The following is a 22,277-nucleotide window of genomic DNA, read 5'->3' as shown; positions in this document are numbered from 1 at the left end:
ATGTGTCGCTCACGTGTTCCGGATCCGTCGCCGCGTCACCCACCACCCCCTCCGAGCACCCCGCCCGCGAGTCCGATCACCACGGGCAGCACACCGACCGCGATGAACGCGGGCAGGAAGCACAGCCCGACCGGGGCGCTGACCATCACGCCCGCTCGACGGGCCCTGGCCGTGGCGGCGCGGCCCCAGTCCGCCCGGGCCTCGGCGGCGAGCCGTGCGACCGGCACGGCCGCGGGCAGCCCGGACACATCGGCCCGTTCGAGCAGCCGGGCCAGCCCTTCGGCGCCTGGCACAGCACTCAGTCGCCGCCACGCCGAGCCCGGTTCGCCGCCCAGCCGCACCTCCGCCGCACCCCGGGCGAGGGCATCGCCGACGGGGCCGCCCAAGGCCTCACCCACCGCCTGGGCCGCGATCACCGGGCCGGCGCCCGCCGCGATGCACGCCGCCAGCAGGTCGGCGGCGAGGGGCAGTTGCCGGGCCGCCTCCGCGAGGCCGGGGGCGCCCGGGTCCGCGTCGGCCGTCTCCCGGCTCGATCGCCACCGCCACACCCCGACCGCCCCGGCCAGTCCCACGGCGGCCCCGGCGAGGCCTCCGATCAGCACCCACCCGGCGCACGCCACGCCCACCGGAGCCGGCCAGTTCCGTGCGGCTTGGCGCCAGGCGGGCCGCCGGAGAGGAACCGCTGCCTCCCGTACCCCTGACAGCTCGGTCAGCCGACGGCGCATCCTGCGACGGCGCCGCGCCCGGACCAGCCGGCGCGCCAGCCATCCGGCGGCCAGCACGATCCCCACGGCCGCCCCCAGCCTGTGGACGACGTCCCCGCTCATGCCGCCTCCTCCGCGCCCCGCACGATCCGCCGCACCCACCACAGGCCCAGGCCCTCCAGCACCCCGCCGGCCGCGAGACAGCCCAGGCCCGCCCCGGTGTGCAGCAGGACGTGGAAGGGGTCGGCGCCGAGGGCGGTCCCGATGAGAAGCCCCAGCGCAGGCAGCCCGGCCAGCATCACCGCCGTGGCCCGGGCTCCCGCCAACTGCGCTCGCAGATCACACCGCTGGTCGCGTTCGGCGCGCAGGGCGGCGGCGAGCCGGTCGAGTCCGGCCGCGAGCCCCGCGCCCTGGTCCACGGCCACCCGCCAGCACGCCGCGAGTCCGCGCAGGCCCTCGGCGCCCGGTTGCCGTGCCGCTGTGGTGAGCGTGTCCGGCACGTCACCGCCGAACCGCGCCGCGGCCAGCACCGTGGACTGCGCGTCCGCGAGACCGCCGCAGTCCCGGGCGGCCCGGAGCAGTGCCTCACCCGGCTGGCGTCCGGCCCGCACCTCGCCCCCGAGCGCCCCGCACAACGCGATCACCGCGTCGGCCCGGCGCTCTCGGTCCCGCCGCGCCCGGGCGTCCAGCCGGGCCCTCCGCAGCAACGGCACCCCGGCCGCGCCCAGGACGATCGGCAGCACCGACGCTCCGAGCACCGCCAGCACCAGCCCGGCCACCGCCGACCACCACTCGACCCGCAGCCGCCCACGGACGCGGCGCAGCTCACCGGCCGCGCTGCGCCAACCGAGGGGCCCTCTCCGGACGGGGCCGTCGTCCGCGAGCAGCAATCTCGCCCGCCGTGCCGTCTCCTCCCGTCCGGCCAGCATCCAGGCAGCCGCCCCCATGCACGCCGCGGCCGCACCCACCGTCATCTCAGGCACCCCCGTCATCGCTGTCCCCTCTCGTCCGCACCCGGCTCGATCCCACTCGTCCCGCCCCGCAGCAGTCCCCTCAGCCGCTCCCATCCGCGCTCGCGCACGAACGCCTCCGCCCCCCATCGCAGCGCCGGTACGGTCCGCACCAGGCCCGACGCGTCCCGCTCCAGCACGTGCACCTCGGCGATCCGCCGCCGTCCGGCCCGGTCGCGCACCAGGTGCAGCACCACGGAGAGGGCGGCGGCCAACTGGCTGTGCAATGCGGCCCGGTCCAGGCCCGCCGCCGTGCCGAGCGCCTCCAGCCGGGCGGGCACATCGGCGGCGGCGTTGGCGTGCACGGTCCCGCACCCGCCCGGGTGTCCGGCCTAACCGTCCACGGCGGGTAGGTCACCGACTCCCTTGAAGGCAGTCATGAAGACCGTCGTCATCTACGACCGACTCAGCCGCTTGTTCGCTGAGGAGGCGCCCGACCACCGCATTGCCATCTGCCGCGCATACGCCGAAGCGCGCGGGTGGAAGGTCGTACACGTCGCCACGGACACGAACGTCAGCGGCGCAAGCAAGCTCGAAGACCGCCCCGGAATGCGCGAAGTGCTGTCGTGGCTTCCGCGCGTTGACTACGTGCTTGCCGCGAAGCTCGACCGGTACGCCCGGAGCGTGCTGGAGTTTCAGCGGCTCCTCGACGCCGCGAAGTCCACTCACTCGACGGTCGTAACGGCGGACGGCGTTGTATCGCCAGAAAACGCGTCCATCATCATCAACGTTCTTGCCGCATTCGCGGAGTACGAGCGCGACATGATTACGGCGCGCATCACGGACAGCAAGAAGCACTTCAAGGCGCGCGGCAACCACCTGGGAGGATTGGCGCCCTACGGCTACGCGGTCACGGGCCCCGTCAACAACAAGCGTTGGGTCATTGACGAAACTGCCGCCTCCGTAGTCCGTGACTGTGCTGACAAGCTCATTAATCACGGCGCTACACTGTCGGGCCTTGCCCGCGAACTCAATGAGCGGGGAATCCTGCCACCCGCCGACCACGCACGGCAGCGCGACGGGCGGAAGCTGCGGGGCAACAAATGGCATCTGGATACGCTGCGGGATGTCCTCTACACGCCTGCCCTTCGCGGGTGGCTTGTTCAGTCAGTGCCGGGAACGAAGCGCAGCGCCGTAACCAATCAGCCCGTGCTCGACGCCGAAGGCAACCCGGTTTCCGCCGGTCCGGAAATTCTCGACGGGGAAACCTGGGCGGCAGTGCGGGCAATCGTCGACAGCAAGTCGAAGGGGCGCGGAGCAGAGCGCACGGGTAAGGCACTGCTCCTTCACGTCGCACTGTGCTCCGAGTGCGACGGACCCATGTACCGGCAGCGCCGCGCGGTGAACGGCAAGGACTACTCGACGTACGTTTGTCGAAACGGTATTGGTAAGCGCGGAATTCACCGGCCCAACGTGATCACAGCGCCGATGCTGGACGACCTTGTTGCCGTCGACTATCTGAAGCGCTTCGGCAGGGTTGAACTCAAGCGCTGGGCGGAACCCGACGGCAGCGCAGTGCTTCAGCTTTCCGAAGTGACGGCGCAGATTGAGCGGCTTGCCGGGAACCTTGCCCAGCTCGACCCGAACGGCACGGCGGCGCGAATGGTCATCGCACAACTGACGGCGCTGGAGAAGCGGCAGGCTGAGTTGCGCACTGAAGCCGACCACGCTGAAGGTCGCTGGGTGGATGCTGGGGGCACTGTGGCGGACGAATGGGAGCGACGTACTGACGAAGGTCGACGGGGCTTGCTGGAGGACCTGGGCGCCGTTGTAATCGTTCGCCCAACAACGCCCGGAGCACCCAAGCGCTTTGACCCTTCACGAGTGGCCGTGGACTACGAGGGACCGGCGTGGTTCCGCAACGACCCGGCGGCAGGCGAACTCATGGCCATTGCGCAAGTTGAAGCGAGTATCCAGGGGCACCCTGAAGCCCTGAGCGCGTAGCCGACAGACAAGCCCCCGGCCAGCCCCACAGCGGGAAGGGTCGGGGGCTTCTGTATGCCCGCGTGCGGGACTGTGAGGGGCGCGGAGCTACCGGCGGACGTCGAAGCTCTCAGCGGGGCGGAGACGGGTGCTCAGGGGCTTCGGGGCAGCGTCACCACAGCGGGCAGGCGGCAGGCTTCTGACCTGGGTTGTTCTTTTAGTAGATGATGCAAACTCTTTCTACGTATCCAATAAGAAAATCTATAGTACTAGGGGTAAGCGTTCACAGTCGCAGACTTTAAGAACACCGCTTTGAGCGTCCCGCCCTCGCTATGCCCGCTGTCCTAGTCACCGACTCCCTTCATAAAGGTAGAGAGACGCTACGGCGCTTCTCGCTGCGGGTCTGTGACGGCGCTTGCGCCAATCCCGCTCTCATGACTCCCCGCACGCGGGACGGCCATTCGCTACGGCCAAAGCGTGCACGACTAAGCCCCCGGGCGTAGGTCGAGAAACTCTCAGTGGGTCACAGCACTGAGGGGGACTCCCTACGTACCGGGGGCTTTTTCGTTTCTGTGACAACGAAAGGGCGGCATCGCCATGCCCCATCTTCCTTACGACCTTCACACGACCCAATGCGCCCGTTGTGGCGGACGGTTGGGCGACAACCAAGAGCGCTATTGCTCCGCTGCCTGCCGTGCGTCGGCGTGGCGCATTGCCCGATGGCAGGAAGAGCGGCGGAAGCTCGGCCTTCCCCTGCATTCCACGTGCACGCTGTGCGGCGAGCGAATCGTGATCACGTCGAAGAACAAGACGACGTGCGACGAGAACGACCGCAATGAAACGTGCGTTGACGCGCAGGCAGACGCACGACTGGACGCACAGAACGCGCGCGAGGAAGCCGAAGAGCTCCGCGAGTGTGCCGAGTGTGAGCACTGCGGCGCCGATATCGCGTACAGCGGCAAGGGCCGTCCGCGCCGTTTCTGTGCTCCGCGCTGTAGGACGGCTTTCTATCGTGCGGAGAAGCGCGCCACTGTGGCGGGTGCCCGATGAATGCCGAGACGGCTTACACGGATGCGCTGAGGGCCGTCGAGGCTCACTACGGACCGGTTACGGACTTCGGCTGTATTCACTGCACCGACAACGCTTCGCGCTGGATCGTGGACAACTCCGCTTCTGCCGTTGTCGATCAGAAGTTCCGCCGGTACAGCAGCAACCCGGCGCACTACTGGCCTTTCTGTGGGCGCTGTGCGCGCGACTACGAAAGCAGCATGTCCGACGCTCCGCCTGTTGCATTCCGGCGAGTGAGTGTCTTCGCTGAGCGGCATTGGTTCACGGACTGCTTCCGCGTAGACGTCAGCGGCTCTGTCCTTCTCAGTGACGCATACGCCACCTACTTGGACTTCTGCCGGGAAGAGCGGTTCCCCACGCAAGAGGTAATGAGCCGACTTGCCTTCAAGAAGTCGCTACTGCGGCGCGGGGCAAGCCAGAAGCGCACGAATAGAGGCGTGGCGATTTCCGGCATAGAGCTTCGATCGAATTAGTGGTCTAGGTCACAGCCGGCTGACTGCCCCGAATTTCTCCCGAAGGCGCATAGCAAACAAACGCTGTGCGCCTTTCTCATCCCTACCCACGAAGGGCAACCCATGATTCCGACGATTAACGAGTTCCTTGACCGGCGCACTGTCCCCGGCAGGGGGGTGCCCTTGTACGTGCTTCGCAATGTGTGCTTCCACTGGGCGCGTGAGCGTGATGGGCCGTTCATTGAGGCCGGAGCGCTTGAGGACGTTGTGCAGCAGCGCGGGGCTCGTATCACCCTTCGCCGCTCCGACGGAAAGCCCCAGGTTCGCGGAATCAGTCTTCTGCCCGCTGACGCGCCGGACAACGTCATTCCGAACGCTGCGGGTGCTGCTGCCGCCATGCGCAATATCGCTGGGGCGTCGGGAAATGGCTAAGCCTTACACCCCGGAGCAGCGCGACCTGGTCTTCGATTTCCTTCGCGCCAATACGGTTGACCGGCGTCAACACTTCGTGACCGTCAGTCTCCTGTACGGCATTGCCTGCCGCTGGGCGCAAGAACAGGGCGGGTATCCAATGCTCAACGGACGTGCGTTCTGTGCGGCAATGAAGCGCGCCGGTTACAGGGTCGCGAACGTCGAAGGAAAGCCGTTTGCGGTGCTCGATATCGACCTAACTCCGCGCCGCTAAAAGCGCGCATTCACCGCGACCCATCACCCAGTTTCCCGAAAGGAAATTACCCATGCTTAACGCCACCCTTGCCGCCGACCACATCGCGAAGCGGGATGCCGCCACTGCGAAGCTGACGGCGCTTCAGGCGAAGTACGGAAGCAACCTGCCCGCTGGGGCGAAGGATGCTGAAGCGCGTCTTCTCTCTGAGATAGCCGAGCATGACGCCGCCGTGCGCGGTCTTGTCGGCAGCGCCGTTGAGACTGAGCGCGACTCCGCCGACTTCAACAACCTGGTTTCCCTGGGCGCGCGTCAGCGTCCCGACGGCGTTCAGCGACGCGCCCTTGAGGGCGTTCGCGTTCTCGGAATGCCGCTTGTGCGCGCCGACGGTTTCGTGTTCGCTGAGCGCTCCGCCGACGCCCTTGACGCGCTGGACACGGGCAATTGGAATGCCGTGCCGGTCATGCTCGCTGCGGCGCCGAATGGTTCTCAGCTTCTCGGCCGTGTCCAGACCTTCACCCACAACTCGACTCGCGGGTATGTTCCGATCGTTCCCCAGCTCACTGCCGCTGTGGCCGGACGGAATGAGCCGATGGGTCCGGGCGACCTTGAGAACGGCGAGATTGGCATCTTCGAGACTGTGAAGGTTGCCGCTTACGTCAAGACTGCCCGTGACGAAATTCAGGATTACCCGCAGCTTGAGGCGTCCATTGATGCGGCGCTTCTGTCGGCGCTGGGTGCGGGAGTTGATGACCTGATCATCAGCGGCGGAACCGACGGTGACGTGACCGTGAATGGCCTAATGGACGTGGGCATTTCGACCACGGGGGCCGTAGACGTTGCGAGCGTCCTGGGCGCCGTTGCGCGGGTCAAGACGGCGCGTGTGCTGCCTGACACGATCCTGATGCACCCGGACACTGAGGCGGCCTTCCTGGGCGCCATTGACGGCGCGCTGCTCGCGAAGCTTCCTGAGATCGTGGCCATTCCGTCCGTGCCTGCCGACACTGCCATTGTTGCTTCGCTTGCGAGCGTCGCTGTGGGTATGCGCGAAAACCTGGGTGTGGCTTCCGCAACCGATCACCCGGACCTTTTCAAGCTGGATCAGGTTGGGTTTGCAGGTCGTGCCCGCGTGAGCGACGTCGTCGTCGCGAATGCCGCTCACGTCCAGATCGTGAAGCCTGCCGCGTGAGCTTGAATGACTGGGTAAGAGTCCGGGAAACCATTGCCGAACGCGCTGAAGCGGCTGGTTTCCCGGGTCTTCTCCCGTGCGCAATGCTGGCCGATTGCCGGGGGCGAGAACGGGCCGAAGCTATAAGCGACGGCGGCACGCCATTTCACAAACCCTCGTTCGTGGAAGTTGTCGAGCTGAGCGAAGTTCTCAGGCGCGCCAACGTGCGGATAGCTTCAGCCAAGAAATCGCGACACACGCTTGTCTGCCGCGCCTGCACGCAATGGCTCCATCAGCGTGAAATGTGGCGAGGCGTATGAGATGCGACGTGGCGACCACGCACAGCGCAGCGACGGAATTTGATCCTGCCGACTTGTCACGCATTCACGGCGCGCGCCTGAAAGAGCGTTTCAACAATCCACCGCTGACGACTGACGGCATGGTGTGCGCCGACTGTGAGCAATGGCTGAATCTTCGATCCTGGGGACTGGTGAGCGACAGTGTTTAAGAAGAGCCGGGCGCGAATTGCACAGCGCCGCATTCGCCGTGACCGTGCGCTGATTACCTACGGTGCGAGTCTCGCGCGCCACTACGAATTCACGCCGATTCGGTGTGTCGAGTGCGATACATACGGGCCGGTCGCCGGGGCTGTGGTCGCGCGCACTGAAGCGGGCAGTCTCGTCATGATGGATTGGCGCTGCGCCCAGGATCAGGGGCTTCACTTCCTACCGTTCGCGGAGTGCGTACAGCGTGCGGCGGAAATGGGTATCGACCTGGGCGCGCCCCGTCAGCGCGGGTATATCGACGTCGCCCCAGTCGAGAGCGCTGCCTTCCTGTACAACGCTCAGACGAAGACCTTCACGGCGAGCCATGCGGCAATGGTCGGCAGTGGTGTGAAGCCGGGTGCCCCTATTCAATTCAAGCGTGGCTGATCAGCCTACTCACGTGAGTAGGCTGCCGGGTTCGCGTTAGCTATGTGAGGACCCGTCAGGAAAACGCCGGCTCAGGGTGCTTGCCCAGGTCAGCGTCATGCCTGACGGGTCGTTGCCTTTGCTCTCGACGTTGCGCAGGGGAGGGAGGGCGCGCCGAAAGTTCGCCGCACGACCTCTCAGCGATCCCGGCCCCAGCTCGGAAAACGCACGCGTGAGTGACTGGCCCGCCGGGTGTCACACAGCGCCGGAATTCACCACGAAGGAAGTGACTATGCACAACCGAAATTGCGGGGCTTGCGGAAAGCCCCTGCCCCAGGACGCCGACCGGCGAATGGTCTACTGCGGGGAAGCCTGCCGGAAGCGCGCGAACCGGCTGAAGCTCGCAGCGGATCGCACGCCTGCCGCTGTAATCCCGCTGAAGGCTGCTGGGGACGCGTCCGGCCGCACAGACGACCTTCGCGCCGTGTGGGATGCGCTGATCGCTTCTGTGCGCGCTGAGGGCGTTCTAGTGCCCGGCTCCGCTGGGGTGCCCGTCGCGCATCCTGCACTTCGCTTCCTGCCGCAGATTGACGCTCAGCTTCTTAAGCACGAATTCGTGAAGGGCGGAGCCGACAGCGACGACGATATTGACGCGCTCTTCAAGGCAGCGCTTCAGCGTGCAAAGGGGCTGAGCGCATGAGATACGACCTTTCCCCCATTTCGTGCGCGCTCATTTCGGCCGATGTCGATCCATGCAGCCATGAGCTGTGGCCAGCGTGGATTGTGCTGTGGGAGCGCGAGAATGAGCGTCCGCCGACTGTTGCTGATCTTCATGCATCGGCAACGTGCCCTTGTTGCTTCTGACCCAAAGCAGAGAGCCTCACTCATTTTCGCTCGTTTCCCAGGCTGCGTCTCGTTGCATCTCTTCCTCAAAGTAGCGCGAGAGCACAACCCCGGAAACCACGGCTTGCACTAGGATCGCGTTAGCGTCATTCAATGCTCTCACCCCGTTCTTGAGCAACACTACCGAGGCGCCGAGTCCCAACAGTAACCAAGGTGCCCAAGCAACTCCCAGTGCGAGCCACATATTCCCTGAGTATAGGGCCATATTGATGCGAAATTCCGCCTCCGAATCTAGTCGGTCATGCTCTAGATAGATGTCCAAATGATTCGCGATGAGCCGCATTCTAATCTCAGGAAACTCGTGCTCGATCCTGCGCACTAGACCAGTTCTCGGGATCGGACTACTTTCAGCCGGCTCACGCCGTAGATATGCCCTGTCGGCGAAGTTCTGCAATTCAACGCGCGATTCATCTGACAGGATTCGCAAGTGAGTAGTAACGCGCTTGTATCCATTTTCGGCATTCTTGGTTGACACCCTCACGAGGTCGCCAATCAAGTAGAGCACGACGGCAATGGCTGCGGTGACAATGGGCCTGCCTGCTACCTCGGCAAGGACATATATGCGCTCCAAGAATCCGTGCGCTTCGCTGCGCTCAGGTATCAGATCCCCAGCTAGCACCCACAACGTGAACACGGTTATGGACCCGACAGCGAACGGCGTCCTGAAGTGACGCAACCCTGGCAGCAGACTCGCAAGCATGGGTTGATGATGCCCTCTGCGACGCTGCTGCGGGAGGCGTTTGACAAAGTCAGTGGACACGCCTGGAGCACCGGCGAAGCCCCGTGGGGCCCGACAAGCACTCTGGGCTACCTACGGGGCTTCGTCGTTTGATGGCTTCTGGACTACCGGACAGAGATCGCCGACAATCGGCCCATGGTTGCAGTTGTAGCGGCACTACTCGGGACACTGTTGGGTTCTCTGGCGACTATCGGCGCGGCTTTCGTTTCGGGCTTGGCGCAGCGTGAAGGGGCGCGAATATCAGCAAGGTCGCAATACGTAAAAGACAGGCATGAGCCCCGAAGAGAGGCTTACAAAGCCTTCATTGAAGTGGCGACTGATCTGAAAGAGCGTTTCGCAATACTCGAAAGATACGAGCGGGTGAGTGTCGATGAGCGGGAGGAAATCAGGAAGTCGGTAAACTCGCGATGGGTTGACCTAAGCTTGCTGGGCCCTGCCACTGTAATCACGGGCGCTTCTGAAGTGCGAGACATTGCACTCGAGGTTGTCCACCAGTTAGGCGTCGCAGCACATGAGGAATTTGTCTTTCTCGGAGTGGACGAAGACGATGAAGACCGACATGAGGCAGCTCAATATCACTTTGAGGGCGTCATGGCAACGCTTCTGTCTACTGTAAACCTACTTTCTGATTCCATCGACGAGTTCGCGTTAATCGCAAGCGCGGCCCTTGACGATGACGGTACGGCGCCTCGAAGCCTGCCGTGAGGAAAGCGCACAACGCCACCAACTGACGCCCCCGAGACACGCTGAAAGCACGACGAAGCCCCCTACGATCACCCGGGAAGTCCTGGGCGTTGTGGGGGGCTTCTGTGCGTTCCTGGGGCGCTTACGACTTCATGCCGCGCAAGCCCGCGCCCATGTTCCGCCCGGCTTCCGCGTACAGCGCAAGGGCATCGTTGTCGCCCACCACCCGCGCCGCAATCGCCAGGACGTCGCCTAGCGACTCGACCACCCGCGCCAACACGAACGCCGCTTCGTCGCCGCTGATTTGGTCGCCTTCGATCATCGCTTCAGCGAGCGCACGCCACACGGTCGCCGTTTCCAGCGCCGTCATGTCGGCCACGCCTTCGAGCAAGCCGCCCGGCGCCGTCAGCGCGTATGCCGTCTTGCCGGTTACAGCGTCGTACCCAAGTCGCCTAGGCTCGCGCATAGGACACGCTCCGTTCGTGTCTTAGCCCCAGGTGTTGACCATTGCCCGGTCACCCTGGGGCGCTTTTCGTTTCGACACCTCGAATGTATCGCCTTGTATCGCTACGTGTCTGTACGTAGCTCGAAGTGTGGAGACGGATAGGGGCGCGCACGCTGAGCTTATGGACGCTGAGGCCGAGATTGATCACGGAGCACCGCTGACGCCGTACAGACAACTTGCCGAGATTCTGAAGGCACGCATCCGGCGGGGTGACTGGGCACCTGGGCGCGCTATCGACTCCGAGAACCGGCTCGTGCAGACGTACGGCATTGCCCGCACGACCGTGCGCCGGGGGCTGGCTGCCCTCGCCGACGAAGGTTGGTTGTTCGCCGTCCCTCAGCGCGGATGGTTCGTGTCTGACCCGCTGCCGCCGGAAGCCAACTAGGCGCCTAGCGCGGGGTGCTCAGGCCTGTCGCGCCTGCCTGCCGCCGTGTGCTGCACGCATGTACGCTTAGAGCAGGCACCCGCCCTCGTGGCCGGTGTTCAACGCGGCCAGCAGGTGCACCACTTCGGGCCCGCGCACCTCGCCCACGACCAGCCGGTCGGGCCGCATCCGCAGGGCCTGGCGCACCAGGTCCTCCAGCGTGACGAGGCCCGCGCCCTCCTGGTTGGCGGGTCTGGTCTCCAGTCGCACGACGTGCGGGTGGTCGGGCCGCAGCTCCGCCGAGTCCTCGGCGAGGACGATCCGCTCCCCGGGCCCCACCAGCCCCAGCAGGGCACTCAGCAGCGTCGTCTTGCCGGTGCCCGTGCCGCCGCTGACGAGGAAGGACAGCCGGGCGTCGAGCAGGGCGCGCAACACGCGGTCCCCGCCCGGCGGCACGGTGCCCGCCGCGACCAGCTCGCCGAGTGTGAAGGCACGCGGCCTCACGACCCGCAGTGACAGGCAGGCGCAGCCCACGGCCACCGGCGGCAGCACCGCGTGCAGCCGCGTCCCGTCGGGCAGCCGGGCGTCGGCCCAGGGCCGGGCGTCGTCGAGGCGGCGTCCGGCCACGGCGGCGAGACGCTGGGCGAGCCGTCGCACGGCCGCCGCGTCCGCGAACCGCACCTGCGTCAGCTCCAGTCCGCCGCCCCGGTCCACCCAGATCCGGTCCGGGGCCGACACCAGCACGTCCGTCACCGTCGGATCGGCGAGGAGCGGCTCAAGCGGTCCGCTGCCGACCAGCTCGGAGCGCAACTGCGCCGCGGCGCCGAGGACTTCGGTGTCCCCGAGCACCCGTCCCTGCTCGCGCAGGGCCTGCGCCACGCGCGCGGGGGTCGGTTCGGCCCCGCTCTCGGCCAGCCACCGCCGCACCCCGTCCAGCAGCGCCGCGCCCTCGAGCCCCGCCAGGGTGCTCATGCCGTACCCGCCTCGACGAGGGCGCGCTCCCAGAACCCCTTGCAGAACCGGGCCAGCGGTCCGCGCGGGGCGGCGCCCGGAGGTGCCATGCCCTCGTCCGGGCGCGACAGCCCCGGCTCGACGGGCACCTCGCCGACCAGGGGCAGTCGGAGCAGCCGGGCCACCTCGCGGTCGTCGAGTCCCGGCGGGTAGGGCCCGCGGACCGCCACCCGCAGGTCCCGGAGAACCATGCCGACCGCGGAGGCGACCCGCCCCGCGGCCGCGACGGCCCGCAGCTCGGCGGGCACCACCAGCACGCCCACGTCCAGCTGGGAGAGCACCTCGGCCACGCCGTCGTCGATCCGGCGCGGAACGTCGACCACGACGGTGCCGCCCCGGCGCCGGGCCGCCGCGAGCACCGCGCGCACCGCCTGCGGCGGGACCGCGATCCGGTCACCGCGGTCCCAGCTGAGCACCCGCAGTGCGTGCAGCTCGGGCAGCGACTCCTCCAGGGCTCCGCCGCCGACCCGTCCGCGTGAGGACGCGAACGCGGGCCAGCGCAGCCCTTCGGCCGTCTCACCGCCGAGGAGTACGTCGAGTCCGCCGCCCAGCGGATCGGCGTCCACGAGGAGGGTGCGCAGCCCCTCCCGCGCGGAGGTGACGGCGAGGGCGCACGCGAGCGTGGACGCCCCGGCCCCGCCCCGGCCACCGATGACGCCGACGGTGAGGGCGGGCCGGCCGACGCCCTCGGCGACGTCGGCGATGCGGTCGACCAGCCACTGCTCGCCGTCGGGCAGCATCAGGACGTGCTCGGCGCCGATCTCGACGGCGCGCCGCCACACCCCGGAGTCGTCCTGGTCCCGGCCGACGAGGACGACGCCCCTTCTGCGCGCGGCCCCGCGTACCCGCCGCGCGGCGTCGTCGCCGACCAGGACGAGCGGTGCGGCCTCCCAGCTGCCCCTGCGCTCCGGCACCCCGTGGTGCACTTCGGGTGTGGCGCCGGCTGCGGCGCACAGGCGCAGCAGATCGTCGAGGAGTTCGGTGTCCTCGGTGACGATCAGCGGCCCTCCCTGCCGCCCTCCGGCGGCCGGCGGCGGATCGTGTGTGACGGTTCCGGCCACGGTTTCCAACCCCCTTCGCTGCACGACTCGCGCGGCCCCTGCGGCCCCGCGATTCCCATACGTGGGAAGAACCGACAAGCGGCCTCCCTGTGAACGGCCGACGGAATCCGGCCAAACGCCCCCGGGTACTCGGAACCGGCCATGAACTCGCCGCGAGCGGGACGCGTCGGAATCACGGTGCAGCGATCCCGGAAATCGTGTGGATCTTGGTCAATAACTGTGGACGTCCCGGGAGTTGTGAATATCGCCGTCACCCATACCGGTGAGCGGCTCAGACCTTGCGCACGATCCCCGCAGAGCAGCCCGACGACTACAGAGCGTACTTAGTCATGAGCATGTCAATACTGCGCGAGGAGCCACGCCGAAGCAGCCGTCAGGCCGCACGAAGAAGGAAAAACCCACCCGGACATGCGACGACCCCCGCCGGGGGGGAGAGCGGGGGTCGTCCCCACGGCCGACTCGGGGGGGGGAGGAGTCGGGCCGGGTTAGCACGGTCGCGAACGATCCGTGACTTCCATGGTGTACCCGAGAGCCTTCTCAGGCAAACCCACGTACCCCACCTTACGCCGAATGGGCTGCCCCTATGCTCTGGGGCGTGGAAAACCACTCGTTGCCCCGCACAGCGGCCTTCTTTGACCTGGACAAGACGGTCATTGCGAAGTCGAGCACGCTCACGTTCAGCAAGTCGTTCTACCAAGGCGGCCTGATCAACCGCAGGGCCGTCTTGCGTACCGCATATGCCCAGTTCGTCTTCCTCGCCGGCGGCGCCGACCACGACCAGATGGAGCGCATGCGCGCCTATCTGTCCGCCCTGTGCCGCGGCTGGAACGTGCAGCAGGTCAAGGAGATCGTCGCCGAGACGCTGCACGACCTGATCGACCCGATCATCTACGACGAGGCCGCCTCCCTCATCGAGGAGCACCACACCGCCGGCCGTGACGTGGTGATCGTCTCCACGTCGGGCGCCGAGGTGGTCGAGCCGATCGGCGAGCTGCTGGGCGCGGACCGTGTGGTCGCCACCCGCATGGTCGTGGGCGACGACGGCTGTTTCACCGGCGAGGTGGAGTACTACGCGTACGGTCCGACCAAGGCGGAGGCAGTGAGGGAGCTCGCCGAGTCCGAGGGGTACGACCTCAGCCGCTGCTACGCCTACAGCGACTCGGCGACCGATGTGCCGATGCTGGAGTCCGTCGGCAACCCGCACGCCGTGAACCCGGACAGGGCACTGCGCCGCGAGGCCCTCGCGCGCGGGTGGCCGATCCTGGACTTCCACCGCCCGGTCCGGCTCAAGCAGCGCATCCCCGCCTTCTCCGTACCGCCGCGTCCGGCGCTCGTCGCGGTCGCCGCGATAGGCGCCGCCGCGGCCACCGCAGGACTCGTCTGGTATGCGAACCGGCGCCGGGCGACAGTCGCTTGACCTGTGACGATCGCTCTTCTTGTGTGAATCCGAAAGTAAAGAAGTAGGACCTGGACTTCCGCTTACTGCGGGGCAGGAGTACAAAGGACTCAACGGCCCGCGAGACCAAGGACATCCGAGAGGATCACCTTTTTACGCATTTGGCCCCACGGACCGAGCATGAACACCGGGCACCCACGCGACGTCGACCCGTCGAATACGGGCCAGCCGCACCAGGGAACGGGCAAAGCTCCCGACCTGATGGGCATATATCGAGGACGCTTGGTAACCCGATGCTCATGCCAGCGGCGGTACGAGAACTCGTACCGCCGCATCATTTGTGCGGCCGGTCGATGTCAGGCCGCTCCGCGCTGCAATGCCTCGCACACCGCCATCGACTCGCGAGCCCCCAGTTCGACCGCCCTGCCGCAGTGGGCGATCCAGGCGGCGACGCCCTCCGGCGTACCGGAGACGTACCCGGCCAGGGCCTGCAGATAGGCCTCTCGTCCCAGTTCGGCGTGACCGACCTCGGCCGCGCAGACCGACTTCGGGTCCAGTCCGCTGCCGACCAGGACGATGCGCTCGGCCGTGCGCGCGACCAGGCCGTTGTGGGACGTGAAGGGACGCAGCGCGAGGAGCTCGCCGTGCACCACGGCGGCCGTCACCAGCGCCGGAGCGGAGCCACCCGAGATGATCAGCCCGGCCAGTCCGTCCAGCCTGCCGTGCGTTTCGGTGGCGCTCGGCAGCGGCAGCCCGACGAGCGGCTCGTCGACCCGCTCGCCCTCCTTGCGGGGCCGTCCCACCTGGTCGCCCTTGTCCGCGGCAGCCACCAGATGCAGCCGGGCCAGCACCCGCAAGGGTGACTGCCGCCAGATCGACAGCAGCTGGCCCGCCTCCGCGGTGAGCCGCAGGGCGGCCCCCACCGTGCGGGCCTCGTCGTCACCGCTGAAGTCCGTGCGCCGGCGCACCTCCTCCAGTGCCCAGTCCGCTCCGGACAGCGCGGCCGAGCCGCGGGCGCCGCGCAGTGCGGCCTCGGAGGTGATCGCGTTGCTGCGCCGCCGCATGACCCGGTGTCCGTAGACCCGGTCCACGGCCTTGCGCACGGACTCCACGGAATCGGCCACTCCGGGCAGCGCCCCCAGGGCCGCGAGGGGATCGGCGGTCGCGCCTGCAGTACTCATGAGTACGACCCTACGCACCCTGGGGCCCCGCCCCACGGCGGAGTGGCCTTCTTCACGCACGCGATGCCCCCGGCACACGTGCGTGCACCACCGGCACACGCGCGTGCACCGCAGGCATCCGCCCGAAGGACTACCTCCCTGCCGCCGGAGCCCCGGGCACACCCCTGGGTGCCGGGGCGGGCCGGTCCGCCAGGAAGGCCGCCCAGCCCCCCTTGGGCGCCTGGCCGACCGGCAGCGTGCGCAGCTTTTCCAGCGTCTTCGGGTCCTGGGCGTCGAGCCAGTCCACGAGCTGCCGGAACGAGACGCAGCGCACCTCCCGCTTGGTGCACACCGTCTCGATGACCTCCTCGACGGCCCGCATGTAGGTGCCGCCGTTCCAGGACTCGAAGTGGTTGCCGATGATCAGGGGCGCGCGGTTGCCCTCGTAGGCCCGGGTGAAGCCCCTGAGCAGGCCGTCCCGCATCTGGTCGCCCCAGAAGTCGAACTTGGCGGGGTTGCCCTGGGTGGTGGTGCCCGACTGGTTGACCATGAAGTTGTAGTCCATGGTGAGCTGCTCGAAAGAGTGGCCGGGGAACGGCACGAGCTGCATGGAGACGTCCCACAGGCCCATCTTCTTCTTCGGCCAGACCTGGTCGTTCACGCCGCTGGTGTCGTAGCGGAAGCCCATGTCGCGGGCCGCCCTCATGAAGTTGCGCTGCCCCTCCAGGCACGGCGTGCGGGCCCCGATGAGCTCCTTGTCGTAGTCGAAGGGCAGCGGGGAGGCGCTTTTCAGGCCGGTGTTGGTCTTCCAGGTCTTCACGAACTGCTTGGCCTGGGCGATCTCGTCCTTCCAGTCCCGCACCGACCATTCGCCGACGCCGCCGCCGCTGCCGCAGAAGTGGCCGTTGAAGTGGGTGCCGACCTCGTTGCCCTCCAGCCACGCCAGGCGCAGTTGCTTCGCGGTGGCGGCGATGCCGCGGCGGTCGTTGAAGCCGATGTCGGAGCGGCCCGGGGAGTGCTGCGGCGGCCGGTACCGGTCGCGCTTGTCCTCCGGCAGCATGTACACGCCGCTCAGGAAGTACGTCATGGTCGCGTTGTTCTTCCTGGCGACCTTGCGGAAGCGCGAGAACAGCTTCTGGCTGTCCTCGCCCGCGCCGTCCCAGGAGAAGACGACGAACTGCGGGGGCCTCTGGCCGGGCCGCAGGCGTTCGGGGCGGGGCAGATGCGGCTGGGCCCCCGTATAGGCGGTGGAGCCGTCGCCGATCAGCCGGACCGCGCTCTTCGGCGCCTGCGCGGGCGGCGCCTTCGGCGGGTCGGGGGCCTCTTGCCGGGGGGTGTCGGTCGCGCAGCCGGCGAGCGATGCGGCGCAGACCGCTGCGATCACGGAACCCGCGGCGATCCTGTGGGTGGCGGCCATGTCCGTCCACCTTCTTCCTTCTCTCGGGTGCGGACAGCGCCGCCAAATTCGCACGAGACCGAGAAGGAATTAGTAGGACAAGCCGATCAAATGGCCACTTCACCCTTCAGAGTGATCTGTTCACCCATTTGCCCGTAAAGTCCATGCTCGTCCTTTACTCTGCATTACGATCCGTTTACCGAGCGTTGATTCATCCCGCCGATTTACGCCGTGACCGCCGCGACCGACACCCCGCCCCGAGCGGACCCCCAGTTACGCGACCGCGCAGCCCCGGAGGAGACGGGAAAACCATGTCAGCCTGCGTCCCCACACGCGCCGCCGACCAGAAGCGGACCGAGCGCACCCATCCGCCCCACAGTCCGCCGCCCGCCGGGCCCCGCCGATTCCGGATCGCGGGTGCCGACGTGTCGGCCTCGATCGCGGTCTTCCTGATCGCGCTGCCCCTCTCCCTGGGCATCGCCCTGGCCACCGGCGCCCCCCTCCAGGCCGGCCTCGTCGCCGCCGCCGTGGGCGGGCTGGTGGCCGGGCGGCTCGGCGGCTCCCCGCTCCAGGTGAGCGGACCGGCCGCCGGACTCACCGTCGTCACCGCCGACCTCATCCAGCGTTACGGCTGGCGGACGACCTGCGCCATCACCGTCCTCGCAGGCCTCGCCCAACTGGGCCTCGGCTGCCTGCGCGTGGCCCGTGGCGCCCTCGCCGTCAGCCCCGCGATCGTGCACGGCATGCTCGCCGGGATCGGCGTCACGATCGCCGTCGCCCAGCTGCACATCGTGCTCGGCGGCACACCGCAGAGCTCCGTCCCGGACAACCTCCGTGCCCTGCCCGCCCAGTTGGCGCACATGCGCCCCGCGGCGGTGTCGGTGAGCGTGCTGACCCTGGCGCTGCTGCTGCTCTGGCCGCGCCTGCCCGGCCGGGCAGGAAGCCTGCTGCGCAAGGTGCCGGCGGCGCTCGTCGCCGTCGCCGGAGCCACCGCGGCCGCCGCCCTCGCCGGGCTCCGCCTGCCCAAGGTCGACCTGCCGTCCTGGAGCAACCACGCCCTGGCCGGCCTGCCCGAGGGCCCCGTGCCGGGTCTGGTCGCGGCCGTGCTCACCACCACGCTGGTGTGCAGCGTGCAGTCGCTGCTCGGCGCGGTCGCCGTGGACAAGCTGGTGGCCGGCCGCCCCGGTCTGCCCCGCGTCGGGCGCTCCAACCTCGATCGTGAACTCCTCGGGCAGGGCGCCGCCAACATCGTCTCCGGCTCGCTCGGCGGACTGCCCATCGCGGGTGTGGCCGTGCGGAGTTCGGCGAATGTGCACGCGGGTGCCGTCAGCCGGAACTCCACGATGCTGCACGGCGTTCTCGTAGTGATCGCCACGCTGCTGATGGTCCCGATCCTGGAGCTCATCCCGCTCGCCTCGCTCGCCGCCCTGGTGATGGCCGTCGGCATCCAGATGGTGTCCCTGAACCACATCCGCACGGTGACCCGCCACCGCGAAGTGTGGGTCTACGCCGTCACCACCCTCGGCGTGGTCTCCCTCGGCGTCCTGGAGGGCGTGGCGCTCGGCATCGCCACGGCCGTCGGCGTCGCCCTGCACCGCCTCACCCGTACCCGCATCACGCACGAAGAGAGGGAAGGAGTCCATCACGTACACGTCAGAGGGCAGTTGACGTTCCTCGCGGTGCCACGGCTCAGCCGGGCCCTGCATCTCGTGCCGCACGGTGCCGACACCGTCGTCGAGCTGGACGGGTCGTTCATGGACCACGCGGCGTTCGAGACGCTGCAGGACTGGCAGAAGACGCACACCGCACAGGGCGGCACCGTCGAGATCACCGGCCGGCATCCCGGCACCCGTATCTCCGAGCCCCAGACATCCGGTGACTGCCGCTGCCGGCCCTGGACGCCCTGGCGCAACCACCAGTGCGAGGGCCCCCGTTCCGTGCCCCCCGCCGAGCAGAACACCCGAGGACCGGACCGCTCCGAGCCCGACCCCACGGCCACTGGCGGCTCCAGCGGCTCCAGCGGGCACGAACTGGCGCGAGGCATCAGCACGTTCCAGCGCAACACCGCGCCCCTGGTGCGCAGCGAGCTGGCGCGGCTGGCGCGAGAGGGCCAGCGGCCCTCGCAGCTGTTCCTGACCTGCGCCGACTCCCGGCTGGTCACATCGATGATCACCTCCAGTGGTCCGGGCGACCTGTTCGTCGTGCGTAACGTGGGCAACCTCGTGCCCCGCCCGGGTGAGGAGAGCGGTGACGACTCGGTGGCGGCGGCGATCGAGTACGCCGTGGACGTGCTGCAGGTGCGGTCCATCACGGTGTGCGGGCACTCGGGGTGCGGCGCCATGCAGGCCCTGCTCAACTCCGAGCCCGGCGGCGCCCGAAGCCCGCTGAAGCGGTGGCTGCGGCACGGGCTGCCCAGCCTGGAGCGCATGGCCGACGACAGTCTGCCCGGGGGCAGACTGGCCGGGCGTTCCCCCGCGGACGCGGTCGAACAGCTCTGCCTGACCAATGTGGTCCAGCAGTTGGAGCACCTGCGCGCCCACGACTCGGTGGCCAGGGCCATCGAGCAGGGCAGCCTGGAGCTGCACGGGATGTACTTCCACGTCGGCGAGGCGGAGGCGTACCTGCTCACCGAGACGGACGCCGGCGGCGTCTTCGACCGGGTCCGGGAGTCGGACCTGACGGCGTGAACCAGGTGCCGGGCCGGAATGTGTTCCCGGCCCGGCACCGTATGAAGGGGCTGCCCGGCCGTCTGCGGAAGGGGACCAGCCCGGGGGCCCTGGGCTGGACCGCGCCCACCGGGGCCGCCGGCGGGCCCGCCACTGCCGCCCGGCCCCGCGGGTCCCGCTCCGGCCTCGGCCCCCGTCACGACACATGCATGCGACGGGCAGCACACGCACTGAACTTTCCCTGGTCGGCGTCCGTGGGTACGGATGACCCCGGTCCCCGACAGCACCGCCCGACAGGTCTAAACCAATCGGCCGTCGGCCCTTGTCATCGCACCCCCGGGTCTGATGAGCTGTGGCCTGGGACACAACGGACACCCTGGGAAAGGCAGATGCCGTGAGCAACGAGAGCCTGGCCAACCTGCTCAAGGAAGAGCGCAGGTTCGCACCCCCCGCCGACCTGGCCGCGAACGCCAACGTCACCGCGGAGGCGTATGAACAGGCCAAGGCTGACAGGCTCGGCTTCTGGGCCGAGCAGGCCCGTCGGCTGACCTGGGCCAAGGAGCCCACCGAGACCCTCGACTGGTCGAACCCGCCGTTCGCCAAGTGGTTCAAGGACGGCGAGCTCAACGTCGCCTACAACTGCGTCGACCGCCATGTGGAGGCCGGGCACGGCGACCGGGTCGCCATCCACTTCGAGGGCGAGCCCGGCGACAGCCGCGCGATCACCTACGCCGAGCTCAAGGACGAGGTCTCCAAGGCGGCCAACGCCCTGCTGGAACTGGGAGTCCAGGCGGGCGACCGGGTCGCCGTCTACATGCCGATGATCCCCGAGACGGCGATCGCGATGCTGGCCTGCGCCCGGATCGGCGCCGCCCACTCGGTCGTCTTCGGCGGCTTCTCCTCCGACGCCCTCGCCACCCGCATCCAGGACGCCGACGCCCGCGTGATCATCACCTCCGACGGCGGCTACCGGCGCGGCAAGCCGGCCGCGCTCAAGCCGGCCGTGGACGAGGCCGTCGAGAAGGCGGGCATCGTCGAGCACGTCCTGGTCGTGCGCCGCACGGGCCAGGAGGTCGCCTTCACCGAGGGCCGCGACGTGTGGTGGCACGACCTGGTGGAGCGGCAGAGCGCCGAGCACACCCCCCAGGCCTTCGGCGCCGAACACCCGCTGTTCATCCTCTACACCTCGGGCACCACGGGTAAGCCCAAGGGCATCCTGCACACCTCCGGCGGCTACCTCACGCAGACCGCCTACACCCACCACGCCGTCTTCGACCTCAAGCCGGAGACGGACGTCTACTGGTGCACCGCCGACGTCGGCTGGGTGACCGGCCACTCCTACATCGTCTACGGCCCGCTGGCGAACGGCGCGACGCAGGTCATGTACGAGGGCACGCCCGACACCCCGCACCAGGGCCGCTTCTGGGAGATCGTGCAGAAGTACGGCGTGACGATCCTCTACACCGCGCCGACCGCGATCCGCACGTTCATGAAGTGGGGGGACGACATCCCCGCCAAGTTCGACCTGTCCAGCCTGCGGGTGCTGGGCTCGGTGGGCGAGCCGATCAACCCCGAGGCGTGGGTCTGGTACCGCAAGAACATCGGCGGCGACCGCACCCCGGTCGTCGACACCTGGTGGCAGACCGAGACCGGTTCGATGATGATCACCCCGCTGCCGGGCGTGACCGCGACGAAGCCCGGCTCGGCGCAGACGCCGCTGCCCGGCATCTCCGCCACCGTCGTCGACGACGAGGCCAACGAGGTGCCGAACGGCGGTGGCGGCTACCTGGTGCTGACCGAGCCGTGGCCGTCGATGCTGCGCACCATCTGGGGCGACGACCAGCGGTTCATTGACACCTACTGGTCGCGCTTCGAGGGCAAGTACTTCGCCGGGGACGGCGCCAAGAAGGACGACGACGGCGACATCTGGCTGCTCGGCCGGGTCGACGACGTCATGCTCGTGTCGGGGCACAACATCTCGACCACGGAGGTCGAGTCGGCACTGGTCTCCCACCCCTCGGTCGCCGAGGCGGCCGTGGTGGGCGCGGCGGACGAGACGACCGGGCAGGCGATCGTCGCCTTCGTGATCCTGCGCGGTACGGCCGCCGAGACCGAGGACCTGGTCGCCGAGCTGCGTACGCACGTCGGCAACACCCTCGGCCCGATCGCCAAGCCCAAGCGGGTGCTGCCGGTTGCGGAGCTGCCCAAGACGCGCTCCGGCAAGATCATGCGCCGGCTGCTGCGGGACGTCGCCGAGAACCGCCAGCTGGGTGACGTCACCACGCTGACCGACTCCACGGTCATGGACCTCATCCAGTCCAAGCTGCCCGCCGCGCCCAGCGAGGACTGAGCACGGCACCCGCATGACCAAGCCGGCGGAGGGCACCCATGCCGCGGTGCCCTCCGCCGGGGCGCACCGGCGGCGCGGACCGCCGGATGCGCACTGCCGTAGGTTTACCTAAACTCAGCAAAACAAGTGCTCCATGGTGCGC

At 68.2% G+C, this 22,277-nt stretch carries 19 protein-coding genes and 2 pseudogenes; 12 read left to right on the top strand and 9 right to left on the bottom strand.

Annotated elements, in window-relative coordinates; translation table 11 throughout:
• Nucleotides 1-35 precede the first annotated feature (35 nt).
• From ADK65_RS10505 to ADK65_RS10495, 3 genes and pseudogenes are all read right to left on the bottom strand, one after another.
• Nucleotides 36-827, bottom strand: coding sequence for a type II secretion system F family protein (locus ADK65_RS10505; RefSeq protein ID WP_053669693.1), 792 nt, complete (start codon nt 825-827; stop codon nt 36-38).
• Nucleotides 824-1,696, bottom strand: coding sequence for a type II secretion system F family protein (locus ADK65_RS10500; protein WP_053669692.1), 873 nt, complete (start codon nt 1,694-1,696; stop codon nt 824-826). Before ADK65_RS10500 ends, ADK65_RS10505 begins: the two co-directional genes overlap by 4 nt.
• Nucleotides 1,693-2,043: pseudogene (locus ADK65_RS10495) on the bottom strand (ATPase, T2SS/T4P/T4SS family); the annotation flags it as partial. The pseudogene ADK65_RS10495 and the gene ADK65_RS10500, both read right to left, overlap by 4 nt.
• A 49-nt stretch (nt 2,044-2,092) precedes the next feature.
• Between ADK65_RS10495 and ADK65_RS10490 the strand changes: the two are divergent.
• The 7 genes from ADK65_RS10490 to ADK65_RS10470 all read left to right on the top strand — a co-directional run bounded on the left by ADK65_RS10490 (nt 2,093) and on the right by ADK65_RS10470 (nt 8,600).
• On the top strand, nt 2,093-3,658 hold the full coding sequence (locus ADK65_RS10490) for a recombinase family protein (RefSeq protein ID WP_053669690.1): 1,566 nt from the start codon (nt 2,093-2,095) through the stop codon (nt 3,656-3,658).
• Nucleotides 3,659-4,291: 633 nt separating this feature from the next.
• Nucleotides 4,292-4,687: a hypothetical protein gene (locus ADK65_RS38510; RefSeq protein ID WP_159038764.1), complete on the top strand. Its 396-nt coding sequence runs from the start codon at nt 4,292-4,294 to the stop codon at nt 4,685-4,687.
• A gap of 894 nt (nt 4,688-5,581) precedes the next feature.
• A complete protein-coding gene (locus ADK65_RS38505) occupies nt 5,582-5,842 on the top strand; it encodes a hypothetical protein (RefSeq protein WP_159038763.1) in 261 nt (86 codons plus the stop codon).
• Between the two features lie 52 nt (nt 5,843-5,894).
• Nucleotides 5,895-7,010: a phage major capsid protein gene (locus ADK65_RS10480; protein ID WP_053669688.1), complete on the top strand. Its 1,116-nt coding sequence runs from the start codon at nt 5,895-5,897 to the stop codon at nt 7,008-7,010.
• 307 nt (nt 7,011-7,317) lie between these two features.
• Entirely contained in the window at nt 7,318-7,497 is a 180-nt protein-coding gene (locus ADK65_RS38500; RefSeq protein WP_159038762.1) for a hypothetical protein, read from the top strand.
• Entirely contained in the window at nt 7,490-7,921 is a 432-nt protein-coding gene (locus tag ADK65_RS10475; protein ID WP_053669687.1) for a hypothetical protein, read from the top strand. Before ADK65_RS38500 ends, ADK65_RS10475 begins: the two co-directional genes overlap by 8 nt.
• A 271-nt stretch (nt 7,922-8,192) precedes the next feature.
• The gene (locus tag ADK65_RS10470) at nt 8,193-8,600 is read left to right on the top strand and encodes a hypothetical protein (RefSeq protein ID WP_159038761.1); all 408 of its coding nucleotides are present in this window, start codon (nt 8,193-8,195) and stop codon (nt 8,598-8,600) included.
• 180 nt (nt 8,601-8,780) lie between these two features.
• On the opposite strand, the gene ADK65_RS38495 is transcribed toward ADK65_RS10470, so the two are convergent.
• Nucleotides 8,781-9,503 (bottom strand): hypothetical protein, encoded by a 723-nt coding sequence (locus ADK65_RS38495; RefSeq protein ID WP_159038760.1) that lies wholly within the window; start codon nt 9,501-9,503, stop codon nt 8,781-8,783.
• Nucleotides 9,504-9,677: 174 nt separating this feature from the next.
• Here ADK65_RS38495 and ADK65_RS38490 point away from each other — a divergent pair, with 174 nt between their 5' ends.
• Nucleotides 9,678-10,247 (top strand): hypothetical protein, encoded by a 570-nt coding sequence (locus ADK65_RS38490; protein ID WP_159038759.1) that lies wholly within the window; start codon nt 9,678-9,680, stop codon nt 10,245-10,247.
• 121 nt (nt 10,248-10,368) lie between these two features.
• Here the strand turns inward: ADK65_RS38490 and ADK65_RS10465 are convergent, their stop codons facing one another.
• A complete protein-coding gene (locus tag ADK65_RS10465) occupies nt 10,369-10,596 on the bottom strand; it encodes a hypothetical protein (protein ID WP_159038758.1) in 228 nt (75 codons plus the stop codon).
• A gap of 256 nt (nt 10,597-10,852) precedes the next feature.
• On the opposite strand from ADK65_RS10465, the gene ADK65_RS10460 reads away from it, so the two are divergent.
• Nucleotides 10,853-11,116 carry a GntR family transcriptional regulator gene (locus ADK65_RS10460; protein WP_053669771.1) on the top strand — a complete coding sequence of 88 codons (264 nt, stop codon included), beginning with the start codon at nt 10,853-10,855 and terminating at the stop codon, nt 11,114-11,116.
• 75 nt (nt 11,117-11,191) lie between these two features.
• Here ADK65_RS10460 and ADK65_RS10455 read toward each other — a convergent pair.
• Nucleotides 11,192-12,067: pseudogene (locus tag ADK65_RS10455) on the bottom strand (TadA family conjugal transfer-associated ATPase); the annotation flags it as partial.
• The gene (gene ssd, locus ADK65_RS10450) at nt 12,064-13,167 is read right to left on the bottom strand and encodes a septum site-determining protein Ssd (RefSeq protein ID WP_053669684.1); all 1,104 of its coding nucleotides are present in this window, start codon (nt 13,165-13,167) and stop codon (nt 12,064-12,066) included. The gene ssd and the pseudogene ADK65_RS10455, both read right to left, overlap by 4 nt.
• Before the next feature lie 583 nt (nt 13,168-13,750).
• Here ssd and ADK65_RS10445 point away from each other — a divergent pair.
• Nucleotides 13,751-14,584 (top strand): HAD family hydrolase, encoded by an 834-nt coding sequence (locus tag ADK65_RS10445; protein WP_053669683.1) that lies wholly within the window; start codon nt 13,751-13,753, stop codon nt 14,582-14,584.
• Nucleotides 14,585-14,919: 335 nt separating this feature from the next.
• On the opposite strand, the gene ADK65_RS10440 is transcribed toward ADK65_RS10445, so the two are convergent.
• Both ADK65_RS10440 and ADK65_RS10435 read right to left on the bottom strand, forming a co-directional pair.
• Nucleotides 14,920-15,744, bottom strand: a complete 825-nt coding sequence (locus tag ADK65_RS10440; protein ID WP_053669682.1) for a Fic family protein — start codon at nt 15,742-15,744, stop codon at nt 14,920-14,922.
• Nucleotides 15,745-15,874: 130 nt separating this feature from the next.
• Nucleotides 15,875-17,140, bottom strand: a complete 1,266-nt coding sequence (locus ADK65_RS10435; RefSeq protein ID WP_053669681.1) for a hypothetical protein — start codon at nt 17,138-17,140, stop codon at nt 15,875-15,877.
• 290 nt (nt 17,141-17,430) lie between these two features.
• Between ADK65_RS10435 and ADK65_RS10430 the strand changes: the two genes are divergently transcribed.
• Entirely contained in the window at nt 17,431-19,806 is a 2,376-nt protein-coding gene (locus ADK65_RS10430) for a bifunctional SulP family inorganic anion transporter/carbonic anhydrase (RefSeq protein WP_053669680.1), read from the top strand.
• Nucleotides 19,807-20,179: 373 nt separating this feature from the next.
• Nucleotides 20,180-22,135, top strand: coding sequence for an acetate--CoA ligase (gene acs / locus ADK65_RS10425; RefSeq protein ID WP_053669679.1), 1,956 nt, complete (start codon nt 20,180-20,182; stop codon nt 22,133-22,135).
• The last annotated feature ends 142 nt before the right edge of the window (nt 22,136-22,277 follow it).

The sequence above is a fragment of the Streptomyces sp. NRRL B-1140 genome (assembly GCF_001280065.1).
Lineage (GTDB): Bacteria > Actinomycetota > Actinomycetes > Streptomycetales > Streptomycetaceae > Streptomyces.
Note: the sequence above shows the minus strand (reverse complement) of the source record. Positions and strands in the feature narration are given on the sequence as shown.